Source organism: Ureibacillus sp. FSL K6-8385 (genome assembly GCF_038593155.1).
In the GTDB taxonomy this organism is placed as follows: Bacteria; Bacillota; Bacilli; order Bacillales_A; family Planococcaceae; genus Ureibacillus; species Ureibacillus terrenus.
In genome coordinates this window covers 2682485-2700690 of the sequence record NZ_CP151968.1, presented here as the reverse complement: position 1 = coordinate 2700690, position 18206 = coordinate 2682485, and the positions used below count along the sequence as shown (strand labels likewise).

Below are 18206 nucleotides of genomic sequence, written 5' to 3'. Positions count from 1 at the left end.
ATAGATTTTGCAGGAGGATCTAATGGCGAAAAAGAAAACAAAGTTTTGCTGTCAAAGCTGTGGGTACGAATCTCCAAAATGGCTGGGGAGATGTCCGGGATGCGGCGGATGGAACACCTTTGCGGAAGAAATCGAAGTCATTTCAAGGGGCCGTGGGGTGTTTCAACATTCGGAAACAATCAGTCAAAAGGCTGTGCCTATCATCAATATCGATTCCCGGGAAGAGCAACGCATCGAAACGAATATGACGGAATTGAATCGCGTACTTGGAGGCGGAATCGTCCCAGGTTCTTTAGTGTTGATTGGCGGAGATCCGGGAATCGGAAAATCCACTCTCCTTATGCAGCTTTCGGCAGATTTATCAAATCAGGGATACCGGGTGCTGTACATATCCGGGGAAGAATCATTGAAGCAGACGGGTTTAAGGGCGACAAGGCTGGGCGTACAGTCAAAGGAACTTTATATTTATCCGGAAACGGATTTGGAACTTATTCGTCACAGTATTGAAGAAGTCCAACCAAAGCTGATTGTCGTCGATTCCATACAGACCGTGTACCATCCAAGCGTAGAAAGCGCTCCGGGCAGCGTATCCCAAGTAAGAGAATGCACTTCTGAATTAATGAGAATTGCAAAAACAAAAGGGATTGCGACTTTTCTTGTCGGACATGTCACGAAAGAAGGGCAAATTGCAGGCCCTAGGATTTTGGAACATATGGTGGATACAGTCCTTTACTTTGAAGGCGAGAGACATCATACGTACCGGATATTAAGAAGCCATAAAAACCGCTTCGGATCCACTAACGAAATCGCCATATTTGAAATGATTCATTCGGGTTTAAAAGAAGTGCTAAATCCTTCTGAGCTGTTTTTAGAAGAACGTTCCCACGGGGCAGCCGGTTCGACGGTTGTCGCTTCCATGGAGGGAACCCGTCCGATACTGGTTGAGATTCAATCATTGGTGACACCGACAAGTTTTAATTATCCGAAGCGAATGGCAACGGGTGTGGACCAAAACAGAGTTCAGCTGTTGATGGCGGTTTTGGAGAAAAGAATGGGCATGCTGTTGCAGGCGCAGGATGCCTATGTGAAGGTGGCCGGCGGGGTAAAACTCGATGAACCGGCAATAGACTTGGCGGTTCTGGTATCCATTGTATCCAGTTACAAAAATCAGCCGGTCAATGTAACAGACGTGTTTATAGGGGAAGTGGGCCTTACCGGAGAAGTCCGAAGGGTATCGCGCATTGAGCAAAGAGTTTATGAAGCTGCGAAACTGGGATTCAAACGGGTATTCATTCCTGCTTCCAATCTTGGTGGGTGGGACTATCCCAAAGATATTCAAGTGGTGGGGGTCCATACCATCAACGAAGCATTGAAGGCCTGTTTTGGAAATGAATGAAATGTACCAAAATATGATATGAATGGGCATTTTTTCATTGGAAAAGGAAAAAATAAAGAAGAAAACATGGATGGCCAAGAACAAAAAGGTAAAAAAGTCCAAATTATGCAATGGACGGTCCCTACAAATCGCAAAGGAACCATGAACATTGTATAATTATTAGTAAGATAATATATCACAAAAAAAAAGGAGGTGTCGGGATGTTAAAAAGGATTATTCAAATTGCATTTCTCTTTATTGGTGGAGCATTGGGCTTTGTCTTTTTACCGCCATTATACGAAATTATTAATTTATCATCGAATCCTTGGATCAATAATCCGTATACATCTGTAGCTTTGGGAGCATTGCTGTTATTTCTTTTATCCTTTTCATTATCCGATTATTGTGTCAAATTTATCAACTGGATGGAAGAAGTACTTTTCAAATTGCCTGCAGCAGATTTGTTTTTTGGAACTCTGGGATTGATTGTCGGATTAATTGTAGCATATTTTATCGGATTTGCCATCGAAAGAATTAATATACCGATTATTACTGAATTTGTTCCGATCATTCTATCGATCATTCTTGGATATCTGGGATTTAGAGTGGGATTTAAAAAGCGGGAAGAACTGATACAAATATTCAGTAAATCAGGAGTCGGCACGAAAAAGAAAGCGGGAGAAAATAACATAGCTGTTTCCCAGGAAAAAACGCTTTATAAGTTATTGGATACAAGCGTAATTATTGATGGCCGGATTGCGGACATCGCAAATACAGGTTTTATTGAAGGGGTTTTGGTTGTACCTCAATTCGTTTTGACGGAGCTGCAACATATCGCTGATTCCAGCGACACATTGAAGCGCACCCGCGGACGCAGAGGATTGGATATGCTGAAAAAATTGCAGGACGGAAAGGCCGTCAACGTGATGATTTCGGAAGAAGATTTTGATGACGTCCACGAAGTTGATTTGAAATTGGTCCGGCTGGCGAAGAAAATGGGAGCAAAAATTATAACAAACGATTTTAATCTAAATAAAGTTTGCGAACTTCACCATGTGCCGGTATTAAATATTAATGAACTGGCCAATGCGGTGAAACCGATCGTCATTCCGGGCGAGGATATGGAAGTTGTCGTCATTAAAGATGGAAAAGAGCAGGATCAAGGTGTAGCATATTTAGATGATGGAACGATGATTGTTGTTGAAGGCGGGCGCAATTATATCGGCCAATCCATTACGGTGACTGTGACAAGCGTACTGCAGACATCCGCAGGCCGTATGATCTTTGCAAAGCCTAAAGATGAAAAAGTAGCTTAAGATATCGCAATAAATGTAGGAGTTGAGCATGTGGATTATGTAGTAGCGTTGCCTGCTGCCGGCAGCGGAAAACGGATGGGGGCAGGTAAAAATAAATTATTTTTAACTTTAGCAAATAAACCGATTCTCATTCATACCCTTGAAGTTTTTGAAAGGGACCCTCATTGCACAGGAATTTTTTTGGCAGTCAAACAGGAAGAAAGAGAGTATATTCAAAGTTTATTAAATGAATATATCATTACAAAGGTTAAAGGTTTACCGAATGGAGGAAAGGAACGGCAACATTCTGTTCATGCATGCCTAAAAGTGATGGAAGATGCGGAAATCGTTCTCGTCCACGATGCCGCAAGACCATTTATCACCCATTCGGTAATCCGGCGTTTAGTGAAAACGGCATACGAAAAAGGGGCGGCAGTTGCCGGTGTTCGCGCGAAAGATACAATGAAAAAAGTGAAGAACGGCATTATTGTTGAAACGGTGAACAGAGATGATTTATGGTCCATACAAACGCCTCAAGCCTTCCGTTTTGAGCTGCTGCGCCAGGCGGAGGAAGATGCCGAAAGAACAGGATTTTTAGGAACGGACGAAGCGATGCTTGTGGAACGCCTTGGCCACGAGATTCACATTGTCGAAAGCAGTTATGAAAATATAAAAATTACAACAAAAGAAGATTTGATATTTGGAGAGGCCATCATCAAACATCGCCAGTTGAACAATGAAAGCAACCTCACAAATCTGATGGATTCGTGAGGTTTTTTATCTGCATAAATACATAAAAGGATTGCATAAAAAAGGCTTACAATCCACAAGATTGGGAAATATGTTAATATATGAATTGTCATTTGGATTTGATTTTATAGAAAAGGATGGTGAATGCTGCATTAAGACGAATCGTCTTTCAATATGCAGCTAAAACATGTTTCGGGTTGGACAAGGATTCGATGTTCATGCATTTCAAGAAGGCAGGCCCCTTATCATCGGAGGAATAGAAATTCCTTATACAAAAGGTCTTTTAGGACACTCTGACGCGGATGTGTTATTGCATGCAATCACAGACGCAGCACTTGGAGCAATAGGCGAAGGAGATATAGGCCGCCATTTTCCGGATACGGATCCGGCGTATAAAGATGCGGATTCATCAAAACTATTGGAATATATTTGGAAAATAGTAGAAAATAAAGGCTATGTTCTTGGAAACGTCGATTGCACGATTTTGGCGCAAAAACCCAAGATGGCCCCTTACATCGAAAAAATGAAAAATCGCATTGCACAGCTTTTGCATGCGGATCCGTCCCAAGTGAATGTCAAAGCGACGACCACGGAAAAGCTGGGTTTTGTTGGACGGGAAGAAGGTATAGCAGCGCTTGCAACCATTTTGTTAATAAAAAACAACAACATTTAGTCCTGATGTAAAACTTTCGTGAAAAGTCATATTTCTCCACTTACATCAACTTTTCAACAGCACTTGAGAGTGGTAAAATGTACAAAAGTTGAGGACGCCAATTGGAATTTCATAAATTTCGGCAATGGTTTAACAATAATGAAGGTTTGAATTGCTTAATTTAGGAGGAAATTATCATGGCAAAAGAAGTTCGTGTTCGGTATGCACCGAGTCCTACCGGTCATTTGCATATCGGTGGTGCACGCACAGCGCTATTCAACTATTTATTTGCAAAACATTACAACGGTAAATTTATCCTTCGCATTGAGGATACGGATACGGAGCGGAATGTAGAAGGCGGCGAAGAATCTCAGCTGGATAATCTGCGCTGGTTGGGAATTATTCCGGATGAATCTGTCGATATTGGCGGCCCTTATGGACCATATCGTCAAACAGAAAGATTGGATATTTATAAAAAACATGCAGAAGAGCTATTGGAACGAGGTTTGGCTTATAAATGCTTCTGTACACCAGAAGAACTGGAAGCTTCAAGGGAAGCCCAAAGAGCGAGAGGTATTGCTGCGCCAACATATGAAGGGAAATGCCGCCATTTGACGAAAGAAGAGATTGCGGAAAAAGAAGCGCAAGGAATTCCTTATACGATTCGTTTTAAAGTGCCTGAAAATGTTACTTACAAATTTAATGATATTGTGCGCGGAGAAATTGTTTTTGAATCAAAAGATATTGGCGACTGGGTGATTATGAAGGCAAACGGCATTCCAACTTATAACTTTGCCGTGGTGTTGGATGACCATTACATGGATATCACTCATGTGCTCCGGGGTGAAGAACATTTATCCAACACGCCGAAACAATTGATGATCTACGATGCATTCGGCTGGGAATATCCACAGTTCGGCCATTTGACAATCATTGTAAACGAACAACATAAAAAACTGTCAAAACGGGATGAATCCATTATCCAATTTATTTCGCAATACAGAGAGCTCGGCTATCTGCCGGAAGCAATGTTCAACTTCTTTGCCCTTCTCGGATGGTCCCCGGAAGGAGAGGAAGAAATCTTTACGAAAGAAGAATTAATTAAAATTTTCGATGAAAAACGTTTATCGAAATCACCGTCCATGTTTGACCGGAATAAACTAACATGGATGAACAACCAATATATTAAAAAAATGTCTTTGGACGAATTGGTGGATCTTTCATTGCCTCATCTGCAAAAAGCGGGTTTGCTGCCTGAAGAGTTGAATGAAGAACAAAAAGAATGGGCGCGCAAATTGATTGGATTGTACCACAACCAAATGAGCTATGGCGCTGAAATCGTGGAACTATCCGGCCTATTCTTTAAAGATGAAGTGGAATATGATGAAGAAGCGCAGGAAGTATTGGCATGGGAACACATTAAAGAAGTGATTTCTTCATTCAAGCAACAGCTTGAATCATTGGAATCTTTCAATGCTGCCTCCATTAAAGCGGCTATGAAAGCCGTCCAAAAAGAAACAGGATATAAAGGGAAAAACTTGTTTATGCCGATTCGCGTCGTAACGACCGGCCAAACCCATGGCCCGGATTTGGCGAATACGATCGAGCTGTTAGGTAAAGAAAAAGTGTTGGGCCGCTTGGAAAATTTCTTAAACAAATAATAACGGAATATTGGAAAAAGCGTTGAGAAGGAGAAGTACGTAAAATATGTTTTCCAGAGAGGGTCACCATTGGCTGAAAGTGACCTAAACCTCTATTTTGCGGAAATGCACCTTTGAGCGCTTCGCCGAAAATAGGAGTAGGCAAGCCGGCTGGTCGCCGTTAAAAGACAAAAGAGCGGAAAGCGTTATGCTTTCAATCAGAGTGGAACCGCGCATGCAAGCGTCTCTGTCATAGTGATATGATAGAGGCGTTTTTTATTGAAGATTGAATAGGCCCTGCTTTTGTTGGCCTTCGTGACGGAAAAGGTGGTAATTTAGTAGTAAGACGGAAAATTTGCACGGAAGACATTTTTTGAAGAATGGAAGGGAGAGAATAGCATGACAATTCAGATTTACAACACTTTGACAAGAAAGAAAGAGCCTTTTGTTCCTCTTGAAGAAGGGAAAGTAAAGATGTATGTATGCGGGCCGACGGTTTATAACTATATTCACATCGGAAATGCCCGTCCGGCAATCGTATATGATACAGTGAGAAGATATTTGGAATATAAAGGGTATGATGTGAAATACGTATCCAACTTTACGGATGTGGACGACAAAATCATTAAGGCGGCAAATGAATTGGGGGAAGAAGTTTCCGAACTGACGGAGCGCTTTATTAAAGCTTATTTTGAAGATATTACGGCTCTCGGATGCAAAAAGGCGGATGTTCATCCGCGGGTAACGGAACATATGAATGATATCATTGAATTTATAAAAGTATTAATTGATAAAGGATATGCTTATGAATCGGAAGGGGATGTCTATTTCCGCACGCGCAAATTCGAGGGGTACGGGAAACTGAGTCATCAATCCATCGACGATTTGAAAGTAGGTGCCCGCATTGAACCGGGAGAAAAGAAAGAAGATCCGTTAGACTTTGCCCTATGGAAAGCCGCAAAACCGGGGGAAATCCACTGGTCCAGCCCTTGGGGAGAAGGCCGTCCCGGATGGCACATTGAATGCTCCGTCATGGCCCGTGCCCACTTGGGAGATACGATTGACATTCATGCGGGAGGGCAAGATTTGACATTCCCTCACCATGAAAACGAGATTGCCCAATCAGAAAGCTATACCGGAAAGCCTTTTGCCCGTTATTGGATGCATAATGGGTATATTAATGTAGATAATGAAAAAATGTCAAAATCTTTGGGGAATTTCATTTTGGTGCATGACATTATTAAAAAAGTGGATCCGCAAGTATTAAGATTTTTCATGTTATCTGTCCATTATCGCAATCCGATTAATTTCTCGGAAGAATTGATCGAAGCGGCCCGCAATGGGCTGGAACGGTTGCGAATCGCTTACGCGAATCTTCAACATCGCTTAAATTCCGCAACAAATCTCGGGGAAGAAAGTGAAAGTTATTTAGAAAAAATCGACGGTTTGAAAAAGGAATTTGAAAAGGAAATGGATGACGATTTCAATACGGCCAACGCCATTTCCGTTTTGTTTGAACTTGCCCGCCTGGCAAATACGTACGTAAACAAAGCCAATACCGACGAAAAAGTGCTGAAAACGTTTATTCAAACATTTGATGAACTTAGCGATGTATTGGGAATCAAGATGGCCGGCGAACAGGAAATTTTGGATGAAGAAATTGAGAAATTGATTGAGGAACGGAATATTGCGAGAAAGAATCGTGATTTTAAACGGGCTGACGAAATCCGGGATCAGCTATTAAAAATGAATATTATTTTGGAAGACACACGCCAAGGGACACGTTGGAGAAGAGGTTCATAATATGACCCAAACAGTAGATGTCAAACAATTAAATCCGCTTGCTTTAGCCTATATGGGAGATGCAGTGTTGGACGTGCGCATCAGGGAACATTTGATATTGGGAGGGCGTACGAAACCAAACACGCTGCACCAAGAAGCAACAAAATATGTTTCGGCCAAAGCCCAGTCCATGATTGTCCATCGCATGATTGAAGAACATTTTTTGACAGATGAGGAGCTGGCGATTTTCAGAAGGGGCCGCAATGCAAAGTCCGGCACGGTCCCAAAAAATACAGACATTCAAACCTACCGCAACAGTTCCGGCTTTGAGGCGGTTCTCGGGGGGCTTTATTTAGCAAAGCAATATGAACGTGTCAATCACATCATTGATTACGCGATTCAAATCGTTGAAGAGGCGAAAGGAGCGGTAAAATGAGCGGGAGCGGAGAATTGATTGCAGGAAGGAACCCGGTATTGGAAGCCCTTCGTTCGGGAAGGGAAATCAATAAAATTTGGATCGGCGAAGGCGTGAATAAATCCGGCATTAAAGAAGTGCTTGATTTGGCGCGGAAACGTGGAGTGTTAGTGCAGTATGTTCCAAAGAAAAAAATCGATCAACTGACCGATGCGAATCATCAAGGAATTGTCGCATCCGTAGCTGCTTACAAATATGCGGAGCTTGATGATTTATTTGAAGTGGCGAAAGAAAGAAACGAAGACCCGTTTTTCGTCATATTGGACGAATTGGAAGACCCTCATAATCTTGGATCGATTTTAAGAACTGCCGATGCAATAGGCGTTCATGGTATAATAATACCAAAAAGACGTTCAGTTGGCCTTACAGCAACGGTGGCAAAAGCTTCTACCGGGGCAATTGAGCATGTTCCAGTATGCAGGGTGAATAACTTGGCCCAAACAGTGGATGAGTTAAAGGAAAGAGGTCTATGGATTGCCGGAACAGACGCAAAAGGCAGCATCGACTATCGCAAAATGGATGCTGCCCTACCCCTGGCCATCATTATAGGAAGTGAAGGGAAAGGGATGAGCCGTTTGCTAAAAGAAAAATGCGATTTCCTTTATTATTTGCCGATGGTCGGCCATGTCAATTCTTTGAATGCTTCAGTGGCTGCGGCATTGTTGATGTATGAAGTGTACCGAAAAAGGCAAGAAGAGAATGATTAGCGATGGAAAACATTTTAATCGTCGATGGATACAATATGATCGGTGCGTGGAAAGAATTGCGGGCATTGAAGGATACAAATTTGGAGGAAGCCAGAAACCGCTTGATTGAATTGATGGCGGAATACCAAGCCGCAATGGGGTACCGTGTCATTGTTGTATTTGATGCTTATCATGTTTCCGGAGCGGAACGGTCATATGTCCAAAATTCGGTCGAAGTGATTTTTACAAGAAAAAATGAAACAGCCGACGAACGAATCGAAAAGTTATCAAGTGAATTGCAGGGGAGAAAAGTTCAGATTTATGTAGCTACTTCTGACATGGCTGAACAAAGCGTCATTTTTGGAAATGGAGCCCTGAGGAAGTCAGCCCGGGAATTGGAAATAGAAATGGAGATTATTCAATCGAATATATCAAAAAAAATAGAAAAGTCGCAGAAAGAGAAACCGAAATCTAGAATCCCATTATCGAAAGAAGTAGAGTTGGCCTTTGAAAAATGGAGGAGAGGTTTAAAATAACGCATTGACCGATTTTTTCCAACTCATTTATACTGTTCCTAATACGATTTAAACGTCTGGGGTGAGGCCGTTGCTAAAAACAGAGCAATCTAAAGCAGCACAACCTTTTGAGAAGCTAACGGATGAACAGCTTGTTGAATTGGTGCATCAGGGGAATACGGAAGCATTGGATTATTTGATTAATAAATACCGGGTATTCGTAAAGGCGAAAGCCCGCTCTTATTTTTTAATTGGAGCGGATAAGGAAGATATTATCCAAGAGGGGATGATCGGCTTATATAAAGCCGTAAGGGATTTTAAGGGGGACAAGCTTACATCTTTCAAAGCTTTTGCAGAATTATGCATTACGCGTCAAATCATTACGGCTATCAAGACAGCGACCCGTCAAAAACACATTCCCCTCAATTCCTATGTTTCTCTTGACAAACCGATATATGACGAAGAGTCGGATCGGACGTTGATGGATGTCATTACAAGTTCGGAATCGGAAAATCCTGAACGGCTGATGATAAACCGCGAAGAATACTCCCATTTTGAAGAAAAAATCAGTGAAATCTTGAGCGAACTTGAACAGCAGGTGTTGACATTGTATTTGGATGGACAATCATATAATGAAATTTCCGAAGAATTGAACCGTCATGTAAAGTCGATTGATAATGCATTGCAAAGGGTAAAGCGGAAATTGGAACGCCATTTGGAAAATGGGGAAATTATTTGAATCTCTGCTCGTAAATATTGACAGTGTGTTTTTTTGGTGTTAGTCTTTAAAAGATAAAATGCCAGAATAGAGGTTTTCTTTGTGGCTAAGAAAATGATTTTATGCTGCGCGGAGTGCGGTTCCAGAAATTACACTTATCCGGAGAAAGATGCTGCGACCAGATTAGAGCTAAAAAAATACTGTCCGCGGTGCAATCGGCATACATTGCATAAACAAACACGCTGATGGAAATAGAAGACATAGAAAGATTTTTTCGGAGGTTAAGCGAGGATGGGCAAAATCAAACAATTTTTGCATGAAGTCATGTCCGAAATGCGAAAAACGAGTTGGCCAAAAAGCAAAGAGCTTACAAAATACACAATCGTTGTCATTACTACCGTGATTTTTTTCGCGCTCTTTTTTGTGTTGGTGGATTTGGGGATTTCGGAAGCAATCCGTTGGTACTTAGATTTATAACCGAACAGTAATATTTTTTGAAATAGCCCGTTCGTCATTCGCGGGTTTTTTTCATTTATTATTGTATAATAATGTAAATAACATAGTGTCAGCGGTTATGCCATTTTAAAGGAGGGAAGGACGAAGAGTCCAGCGAACATTATGGAAAAACAATGGTATGTCATTCATACTTATTCAGGTTATGAAAATCGTGTGAAAGCGAACCTTGAGAAACGTGTTGAAACAATGGGAATGCAAGACCTGATTTTCCGGGTAGTGATTCCTGAACATGAAGAAACAGATTTAAAAGATGGGAAAAAACGGACGGTTAAACGTAAAGTGTTCCCGGGGTATGTGTTAGTTGAAATGATTTTAACCGATGATTCCTGGTATGTTGTCCGCAACACTCCTGGAGTGACAGGTTTTATCGGATCTTCTGGTGGAGGCGCAAAACCGACGCCTTTATTGCCCGAAGAAGTGGATCGTTTGCTCCGCTCAATGGGATTGCACAAAAAAGCAATTGGCGAGCTGGATATATCGGTCGGCGATTTAGTGGAAGTATTAGATGGCCCATTCAAAAATTTCAAAGGAAATGTAGAAGAAATTGATGTGGATAAAGGAAAAGTAAAGGTTTCTGTGGACATGTTTGGACGGGAGACAAAAATGGAACTTGATTTTGAACAAGTGCAACGGGTATAAGCGGAAAGTTAAGATCGTGTGCTTGAAAATAGCTTAAATGATAAATAATTTGCCCATTTATATCATTTTTACTTGCCTAAGAATATGAAAAATGGTATCATTTCATAGGTCAGACTAGTTTTTTAGTCTGAGAATGGAGTTAAAGATGTTTTTATCGGCGTTGCTGATAAATGTATATTCGAGTGGGAGGGGCAACCCAAATACCACATCACGGACTTAAGGAGGTGTGTCTCGTGGCTAAAAAAGTAATTAAAGTCGTTAAACTTCAAATCCCTGCTGGTAAAGCGAATCCGGCGCCACCGGTTGGTCCTGCATTAGGTCAAGCTGGTGTAAACATCATGGGATTCTGTAAAGAATTTAACGCACGTACTGCTGACCAAGCAGGTTTAATTATACCTGTTGAAATTACAGTTTTTGAAGACCGTTCTTTCACTTTTATCACAAAAACTCCACCTGCAGCAGTTCTACTTAAAAAAGCGGCAGGTATCGAATCAGGTTCTGGCGAGCCAAACCGCAAAAAAGTAGCAACGGTTAAACGTGATAAAGTTCGCGAAATCGCAGAACTTAAAATGCCTGACTTAAACGCTGCATCTGTCGAAGCGGCTATGAGAATGGTTGAAGGTACAGCACGAAGCATGGGCATTGAGATTGTTGACTAATTCCGTTGACGAATCCCAAGTAACTCGTGTTGAGTTTTAGAGGTTGCGCAAGTTCTGTAGAACCCGCAACCTTTATTCGTGGGAGGTAAATTCCGCTAAAACCACAAAGGAGGATAAAATAATGGCGAAACGTAGCAAAAGAATGCAAGAACTTTTAAAATTAGTTGATCGTACAAAATTATATCCGGTAGAAGAAGCGGTTGCATTGGCTCAAAAAACTAGCAATGTTAAATTCGATGCAACTGTGGAAGTGGCTTTCCGCTTAAACATCGATACACGAAAAAACGACCAACAAATCCGCGGAGCAGTTGTTCTTCCGCATGGTACAGGTAAAACTCAACGTGTATTAGTGTTTGCGAAAGGTGAAAAAGCGAAAGAAGCTGAAGCTGCTGGAGCTGATTATGTAGGAGATACAGATTACATCGAAAAAATCCAGCAAGGCTGGTTCGGATTTGATGTAATCGTTGCGACACCTGATATGATGGGCGAAGTTGGTAAACTTGGACGTATTTTAGGTCCAAAAGGATTAATGCCAAACCCTAAAACAGGAACAGTAACTTTTGATGTTGCCAAAGCAGTGCAAGAAATCAAAGCAGGTAAAGTGGAATACCGCGCTGACAAAGCTGGTATTGTTCATGCTCCTATTGGTAAAGTTTCTTTTGAAACTGATAAATTGGTGGAAAACTTTAAAGCTGTATTTGAAGCGATCCAAAAAGCAAAACCTGCAGCAGCTAAAGGTACTTATATGAAATCTGTGTACGTCACTACTACTATGGGTCCATCTATTAAAGTCGATTCTTCCAGCGTAGTAGTTAACTAATAAATTGAAAAAAGGATAAAACTATTGACAATTATCCTGTCCATGATTATCATGGATGATGTTCTAAAGTGAATATTGTGATTCATTTGTACCGTAGACAGTAGGGGTGCTTTTGCACTTAAACTTTCCCTACCGAGGTCATAAATCGATTCTTTGATGATGACGTTTTATGCCTTCGTGTGTCTACACGGAGGCTTTTCTTTTAGCGGTATGAATGACCCATTCTATAGGAGGTGTCAAAATGTCAAAAGCAATCGAAGCAAAAAAAGCGCAAGTGCAGGAAATTGCGGAAAAATTCAAAAACGCTGCATCCGTTGTGCTTGTGGATTACCGCGGTTTGAATGTAGCTCAAGTGACTGAACTGCGCAAACAGCTTCGGGAAGCGGGCGTTGAATTTAAAGTGTACAAAAACACTTTAACACGCCGTGCTGTTGAAGAAGTTGGTTTGGAAGGACTAAACGAATTTTTAACTGGTCCAAATGCAATTGCTTTCTCCAACGAAGATGTTGTAGCGCCGGCTAAAATCATTAACAATTTCGCAAAAGAAAACGAAGCGCTTGAAATCAAAGCTGGTGTAATTGAAGGAAATATCGCAACAGTTGAAGAAGTGAAAGCTCTTGCAGATCTTCCATCCCGCGAAGGTCTACTTTCAATGCTACTTTCAGTGCTTCAAGCTCCAATTCGCAACTTTGCTCTTGCTGCAAAAGCAGTTGCAGAACAAAAAGAAGAACAAGGTGCGTAATTTTTCGCTTAGCCTTTTATATTGAATCCAGGCGGATTGCCTAAAAATACTAATTAATAGGAGGAGAAAAGAATGACTAAAGAACAAATTATTGAAGCTATTAAAGAAATGACAGTTCTTGAATTAAATGAATTAGTAAAAGCGATCGAAGAAGAATTCGGTGTAACAGCTGCTGCTCCAGTGGCTGTAGTAGGTGGCGCTGCTGCTGGTGCTGCTGCTGAAGAAAAAACTGAATTTGATGTAGTATTAGCAAGCGCTGGCGACCAAAAAATCAAAGTTATCAAAGTTGTACGCGAAATCACTGGCCTTGGCTTAAAAGAAGCAAAAGAATTAGTTGACAACGCTCCAAAACCACTTAAAGAAGGCGTATCCAAAGAAGAAGCTGAAGAAATCAAAGCTAAACTTGAAGAAGTTGGTGCTTCTGTAGAACTTAAGTAATAATTTACTTAAGGATTATCTATACTAAAATAATAAAAGCTCGTCGTTTTTGGCGAGCTTTTCTTCATTTTATGAGGGAGGCGCTTAAAATGACTGAACACTATTATTCCAGGAAACCCCAGACGGAAAGCAGACCCCGGCAGTGGCGATGTACGCTTTTAGGACACTCTTTTTTATTTGAGACCGATTCTGGCGTATTCAGTAAAAGCGAAGTAGATTTTGGATCCCGTTTGTTAATCGAAACGTTTCAAATGCCTGATATTGAAGGGGTAGTTTTGGATGTCGGATGCGGATACGGCCCTATTGGATTAGCCGTTGCGAAAGAATACCCTGACCGTACCGTTGTCATGATGGATATCAATGAACGGGCGGTTCAATTGGCAAGAAAAAATGCGGAGCTGAACGGAATCCAAAATGTACGAATTTTTGAAAGTGACGGGGTATATGTTGATGAAGGGGTTAATGTGGCCGCTGTTTTAACTAACCCTCCAATCCGGGCCGGGAAAGAAACGGTTTTTAAAATATACGACGGAGCGTTTCATTATCTGAGCGACGGAGGGGAACTGTGGGTTGTGATTCAGAAAAAGCAAGGAGCGCCATCTACATTAAAGTATTTGGAAGAGAAGTTTCGGTTTGCGGAAATAATGGAGAGGAAAAAAGGGTATTGGATCATTAAAGCCGTAAAATAATCGTATTTCCATAAATTATTGACTTGACAAATTGGCTATGATAACATAATAAAATGCAAAAATATTATTTTTTGGGAGTATGTCCTTTTGTATGCATTCATTTTGATGTGGGTATACTTGCCATGGATAATTTAAGTTTAATCGAAAATGAGGTTTTAGAAAAGTCTCGTTTTCTTTTTGTCTTTTCGTCTTTGGAAAATCATACACTATTTATTTGATTTTGCAAAGACCTATTATCGCTTTATTGAGGGGTGAATAAGTTGACTGGTCAACTAGTTCAGTACGGTTACCGCCAGCGCAGAAGCTTTGCGCGCATTAAAGAGGTGTTGGAGCTTCCGAATTTAATTGAAATCCAATTATCCTCTTACAACTGGTTCCTTAAAGAAGGGCTTCTTGAGTTATTTAAAGAAATTTCCCCTATCGAGGATTTTACAGGAAATCTTTCCCTTGAATTTGTCGATTTTTCATTGGGAGAACCAAAGTATGACGTCGATGAATGCAAGGAACGAGATGTAACTTATGCTGCACCTTTGCGCGTAAAGGTACGTCTTCATAACAAGGAAACTGATGAAGTGAAAGAACAAGATGTATTCATGGGAGATTTCCCGTTAATGACGGAAACAGGTACGTTTATTATAAACGGTGCTGAACGTGTTATTGTATCCCAATTGGTACGTTCACCAAGCGTATATTATCACGATAAAACTGATAAAAACGGTAAAAAAGGGTTTGGCGCTACGGTTATCCCGAATCGCGGTGCATGGCTCGAGTTTGAAACGGATGCGAAAGATGTCGTATACGTACGCATCGACCGTACCCGCAAATTGCCGGCCACTGTGCTGTTAAGAGCGCTAGGATTCGGATCCGACCAGGAAATTATCGATATTATCGGTGACAACGAATATTTGCGGAATACCCTTGAAAAAGACAATACAGACAGTACTGAGAAAGCATTGATCGAAATTTACGAACGCTTGCGACCAGGCGAACCGCCAACAGTTGAAAGCGCCAAAAACCTGCTATATTCCCGTTTCTTTGATGCGAAACGATATGACTTGGCAGCTGTTGGGCGCTATAAAATGAATAAAAAACTTCATATCAAAAACCGATTGTTCAATCAAAAAATTGCCGAGACATTGGCAGATCCTGAAACTGGAGAAATCATTGTTGAAAAAGGTACAATTCTCGACCGCCGTACATTGGATAAAATTCTCCCATACTTGGAGAAAGGCGTCGGATTCCGTACATTATCCCAAGTAGGCGGGGTATTGGATGGAGATATTACAATCCAATCCGTTAAAATATATGCTCCTAATGATGAAGAAGAAAAAATCATCAATGTCATTTCCAACGCCAATGTCGATGAAGATGTTAAACACTTGACGCCAGCTGACATTATCGCGACATTATCCTATTTCTTCAATTTGCTGTATGGCGTAGGAAATGTGGATGACATCGACCATTTAGGAAATCGCCGTCTGCGTTCTGTCGGTGAGTTGCTGCAAAACCAATTCCGAATCGGGCTTTCCCGCATGGAACGGGTTGTACGCGAACGCATGTCCATCAACGACACTGCTTCCATCGTACCGCAACAATTAATTAATATTCGTCCGGTGATTGCAGCGATTAAAGAGTTCTTTGGAAGCTCGCAATTATCGCAATTCATGGACCAAACAAACCCATTGGCGGAATTGACGCATAAACGCCGTCTATCTGCATTGGGACCTGGCGGTTTGACAAGGGAACGCGCAGGCATGGAAGTGCGGGACGTTCACTATTCACACTACGGCCGCATGTGTCCGATTGAAACGCCGGAGGGTCCAAACATCGGACTTATCAACTCATTGTCCACTTACGCAAAAGTAAATAAATTTGGTTTTATTGAAACGCCATATCGCCGGGTTGACCCTGAAACTGGCCGGGTGACAGACCAAATCGATTACTTAACTGCCGATGAAGAAGACAATTACATTGTTGCCCAGGCAAACTCGCCGTTAAATCCGGACGGAACATTCGCAAAAGAAGAAGTTTTAGGACGATTCCGCGGAATCAACACCGTTTTCAAAAGAGAATTGGTTGACTACATGGATGTATCGCCTAAACAAGTAGTATCTGCTGCAACGGCATGTATTCCGTTCCTGGAAAACGACGACTCAAACCGTGCATTGATGGGTGCGAACATGCAGCGCCAAGCAGTGCCGTTAATTAAGCCTGAGGCGCCATATGTCGGAACTGGTATGGAATATGTCAGCGCCCGCGACTCTGGGGCGGCGGTTGTCTGCAAACATGAGGGAATCGTGGAGCATGTTGAAGCGCGTGAAATCCGTGTTCGCCGTATTGAAATGAAAGATGGAAAAGAAGTGAAAGGAGAACTGGATGTATACAAACTTCAAAAATTCCAACGTTCCAACCACGGAACATGCATTAACCAGATTCCAATCGTGAAAGTCGGGGATCGCGTAAAACCGAAAGACATTCTTGCTGACGGACCTTCCATGGATAAAGGTGAACTGGCATTGGGACGCAATGTTCTTGTCGCATTCATGACTTGGGAAGGTTTCAACTACGAAGACGCGATCATCATGAGCGAACGCCTCGTAAGAGATGATGTGTATACGTCCATTCATATTGAAGAATATGAGTCTGAAGCGCGCGATACTAAACTCGGTCCGGAGGAAATCACCCGCGATATCCCGAACGTAGGCGAGGATGCCCTTCGCAATCTTGATGAACGGGGTATTGTCCGCATCGGTGCGGAAGTGCGCGATGGCGATATTCTAGTTGGTAAGGTAACGCCAAAAGGAGTTACAGAGCTCACTGCCGAAGAGCGGTTGCTCCATGCGATCTTCGGTGAGAAAGCGCGTGAAGTCCGTGATACATCCTTGCGGGTGCCGCACGGAGCAGGCGGTATTGTTCTGGATGTAAAAGTGTTTAACCGGGAAGACGGGGATGAATTGCCGCCGGGTGTAAACCAACTGGTGCGAGTTTATATTGTTCAAAAACGTAAAATCCGCGTCGGAGATAAAATGGCCGGTCGCCATGGTAACAAAGGGGTTATTTCCCGCATTTTGCCGGTGGAAGATATGCCGTTTTTACCGGATGGAACTCCGATCGATATCATGTTAAACCCATTAGGCGTACCATCCCGTATGAACATTGGACAAGTGTTGGAGCTTCATTTGGGTATGGCTGCCCACAAATTGGGCGTATATATGGCAACACCGGTATTTGATGGAGCAAACGAAGAAGATGTTTGGAACACAATGGAAGAAGCAGGCTTGCCAAGAGACGGTAAAGCGGTTCTTTATGATGGCCGTACCGGAGAACCATTTGATAACCGAATCTCCGTCGGAATCATGTATATGATCAAATTGGCGCATATGGTTGATGATAAGCTACATGCGCGTTCAACTGGCCCATACTCACTTGTAACTCAACAGCCATTGGGCGGTAAAGCGCAATTCGGCGGTCAGCGTTTCGGTGAGATGGAGGTATGGGCGCTGGAGGCATATGGTGCGGCTTATACACTCCAAGAGCTATTAACAATCAAATCCGATGACGTTGTCGGCCGCGTAAAAACATATGAAGCGATCGTGAAAGGCGAAAATGTTCCAGAGCCTGGCGTGCCAGAAAGTTTTAAAGTATTGATTAAAGAGCTTCAGTCACTGGGATTGGATGTAAAAATGCTCACTGTTGACGAAGAAGAAATTGAATTAAGGGATATGGATGAAGAGGATGATCTTCAGCCAGCCGATGCTCTCAACATCTTGCCGGCAAATAAAGAAGAGAAACCGGTTGAAACGAAAAAATAACGG

General features: G+C 42.0%; 19 protein-coding genes and 2 other annotated features. All 19 genes read left to right on the top strand.

Going from position 1 to position 18206, the window contains the following annotated elements; genetic code table 11:
• Positions 1–22 precede the first annotated feature (22 nt).
• Positions 23–1396, top strand: coding sequence for a DNA repair protein RadA (radA, locus tag NST62_RS13475; RefSeq protein WP_141602013.1), 1374 nt, complete (start codon positions 23–25; stop codon positions 1394–1396).
• 200 nt (positions 1397–1596) lie between these two features.
• A complete protein-coding gene (locus tag NST62_RS13470; RefSeq protein ID WP_141602012.1) occupies positions 1597–2691 on the top strand; it encodes a PIN/TRAM domain-containing protein in 1095 nt (364 codons plus the stop codon).
• A gap of 30 nt (positions 2692–2721) precedes the next feature.
• Complete coding sequence (ispD, locus tag NST62_RS13465; protein ID WP_141602011.1) at positions 2722–3441, top strand: 2-C-methyl-D-erythritol 4-phosphate cytidylyltransferase; 720 nt, start codon at positions 2722–2724, stop codon at positions 3439–3441.
• Between the two features lie 166 nt (positions 3442–3607).
• Complete coding sequence (gene ispF / locus NST62_RS13460; protein WP_328215850.1) at positions 3608–4093, top strand: 2-C-methyl-D-erythritol 2,4-cyclodiphosphate synthase; 486 nt, start codon at positions 3608–3610, stop codon at positions 4091–4093.
• Between the two features lie 176 nt (positions 4094–4269).
• Positions 4270–5733: a glutamate--tRNA ligase gene (gene gltX / locus NST62_RS13455; RefSeq protein ID WP_141602009.1), complete on the top strand. Its 1464-nt coding sequence runs from the start codon at positions 4270–4272 to the stop codon at positions 5731–5733.
• A gap of 13 nt (positions 5734–5746) precedes the next feature.
• Positions 5747–5964: a binding site (T-box leader), on the top strand.
• Positions 5965–6111: 147 nt separating this feature from the next.
• Positions 6112–7515 (top strand): cysteine--tRNA ligase, encoded by a 1404-nt coding sequence (gene cysS / locus NST62_RS13450; protein WP_141602008.1) that lies wholly within the window; start codon positions 6112–6114, stop codon positions 7513–7515.
• Position 7516: 1 nt separating this feature from the next.
• Positions 7517–7930, top strand: a complete 414-nt coding sequence (locus NST62_RS13445) for a Mini-ribonuclease 3 (RefSeq protein ID WP_141602007.1) — start codon at positions 7517–7519, stop codon at positions 7928–7930.
• Complete coding sequence (gene rlmB, locus NST62_RS13440; RefSeq protein WP_141602006.1) at positions 7927–8676, top strand: 23S rRNA (guanosine(2251)-2'-O)-methyltransferase RlmB; 750 nt, start codon at positions 7927–7929, stop codon at positions 8674–8676. The genes NST62_RS13445 and rlmB overlap by 4 nt, the downstream gene beginning before the upstream one ends.
• Before the next feature lie 2 nt (positions 8677–8678).
• Positions 8679–9191 carry an NYN domain-containing protein gene (locus tag NST62_RS13435; protein WP_141602005.1) on the top strand — a complete coding sequence of 171 codons (513 nt, stop codon included), beginning with the start codon at positions 8679–8681 and terminating at the stop codon, positions 9189–9191.
• A gap of 70 nt (positions 9192–9261) precedes the next feature.
• On the top strand, positions 9262–9909 hold the full coding sequence (gene sigH / locus NST62_RS13430; protein WP_141602004.1) for an RNA polymerase sporulation sigma factor SigH: 648 nt from the start codon (positions 9262–9264) through the stop codon (positions 9907–9909).
• Between the two features lie 93 nt (positions 9910–10002).
• Positions 10003–10134 carry a 50S ribosomal protein L33 gene (gene rpmG, locus NST62_RS13425; protein WP_141602101.1) on the top strand — a complete coding sequence of 44 codons (132 nt, stop codon included), beginning with the start codon at positions 10003–10005 and terminating at the stop codon, positions 10132–10134.
• A 45-nt stretch (positions 10135–10179) separates the two neighbouring features.
• Entirely contained in the window at positions 10180–10365 is a 186-nt protein-coding gene (gene secE, locus NST62_RS13420) for a preprotein translocase subunit SecE (protein WP_141602003.1), read from the top strand.
• Positions 10366–10506: 141 nt separating this feature from the next.
• Complete coding sequence (gene nusG / locus NST62_RS13415) at positions 10507–11043, top strand: transcription termination/antitermination protein NusG (protein ID WP_141602002.1); 537 nt, start codon at positions 10507–10509, stop codon at positions 11041–11043.
• Positions 11044–11276: 233 nt separating this feature from the next.
• Positions 11277–11702, top strand: coding sequence for a 50S ribosomal protein L11 (gene rplK / locus NST62_RS13410; RefSeq protein WP_141602001.1), 426 nt, complete (start codon positions 11277–11279; stop codon positions 11700–11702).
• Positions 11703–11823: 121 nt separating this feature from the next.
• Entirely contained in the window at positions 11824–12522 is a 699-nt protein-coding gene (rplA, locus tag NST62_RS13405) for a 50S ribosomal protein L1 (RefSeq protein WP_141602000.1), read from the top strand.
• 73 nt (positions 12523–12595) lie between these two features.
• Positions 12596–12732: a sequence feature (ribosomal protein L10 leader region), on the top strand.
• 31 nt (positions 12733–12763) lie between these two features.
• The gene (gene rplJ / locus NST62_RS13400; protein WP_141601999.1) at positions 12764–13264 is read left to right on the top strand and encodes a 50S ribosomal protein L10; all 501 of its coding nucleotides are present in this window, start codon (positions 12764–12766) and stop codon (positions 13262–13264) included.
• A 72-nt stretch (positions 13265–13336) separates the two neighbouring features.
• Positions 13337–13702, top strand: coding sequence for a 50S ribosomal protein L7/L12 (gene rplL, locus NST62_RS13395; protein ID WP_141601998.1), 366 nt, complete (start codon positions 13337–13339; stop codon positions 13700–13702).
• A gap of 89 nt (positions 13703–13791) precedes the next feature.
• Complete coding sequence (locus tag NST62_RS13390; RefSeq protein ID WP_141601997.1) at positions 13792–14391, top strand: class I SAM-dependent methyltransferase; 600 nt, start codon at positions 13792–13794, stop codon at positions 14389–14391.
• Positions 14392–14642: 251 nt separating this feature from the next.
• Entirely contained in the window at positions 14643–18203 is a 3561-nt protein-coding gene (gene rpoB, locus NST62_RS13385) for a DNA-directed RNA polymerase subunit beta (RefSeq protein WP_181733217.1), read from the top strand.
• The last annotated feature ends 3 nt before the right edge of the window (positions 18204–18206 follow it).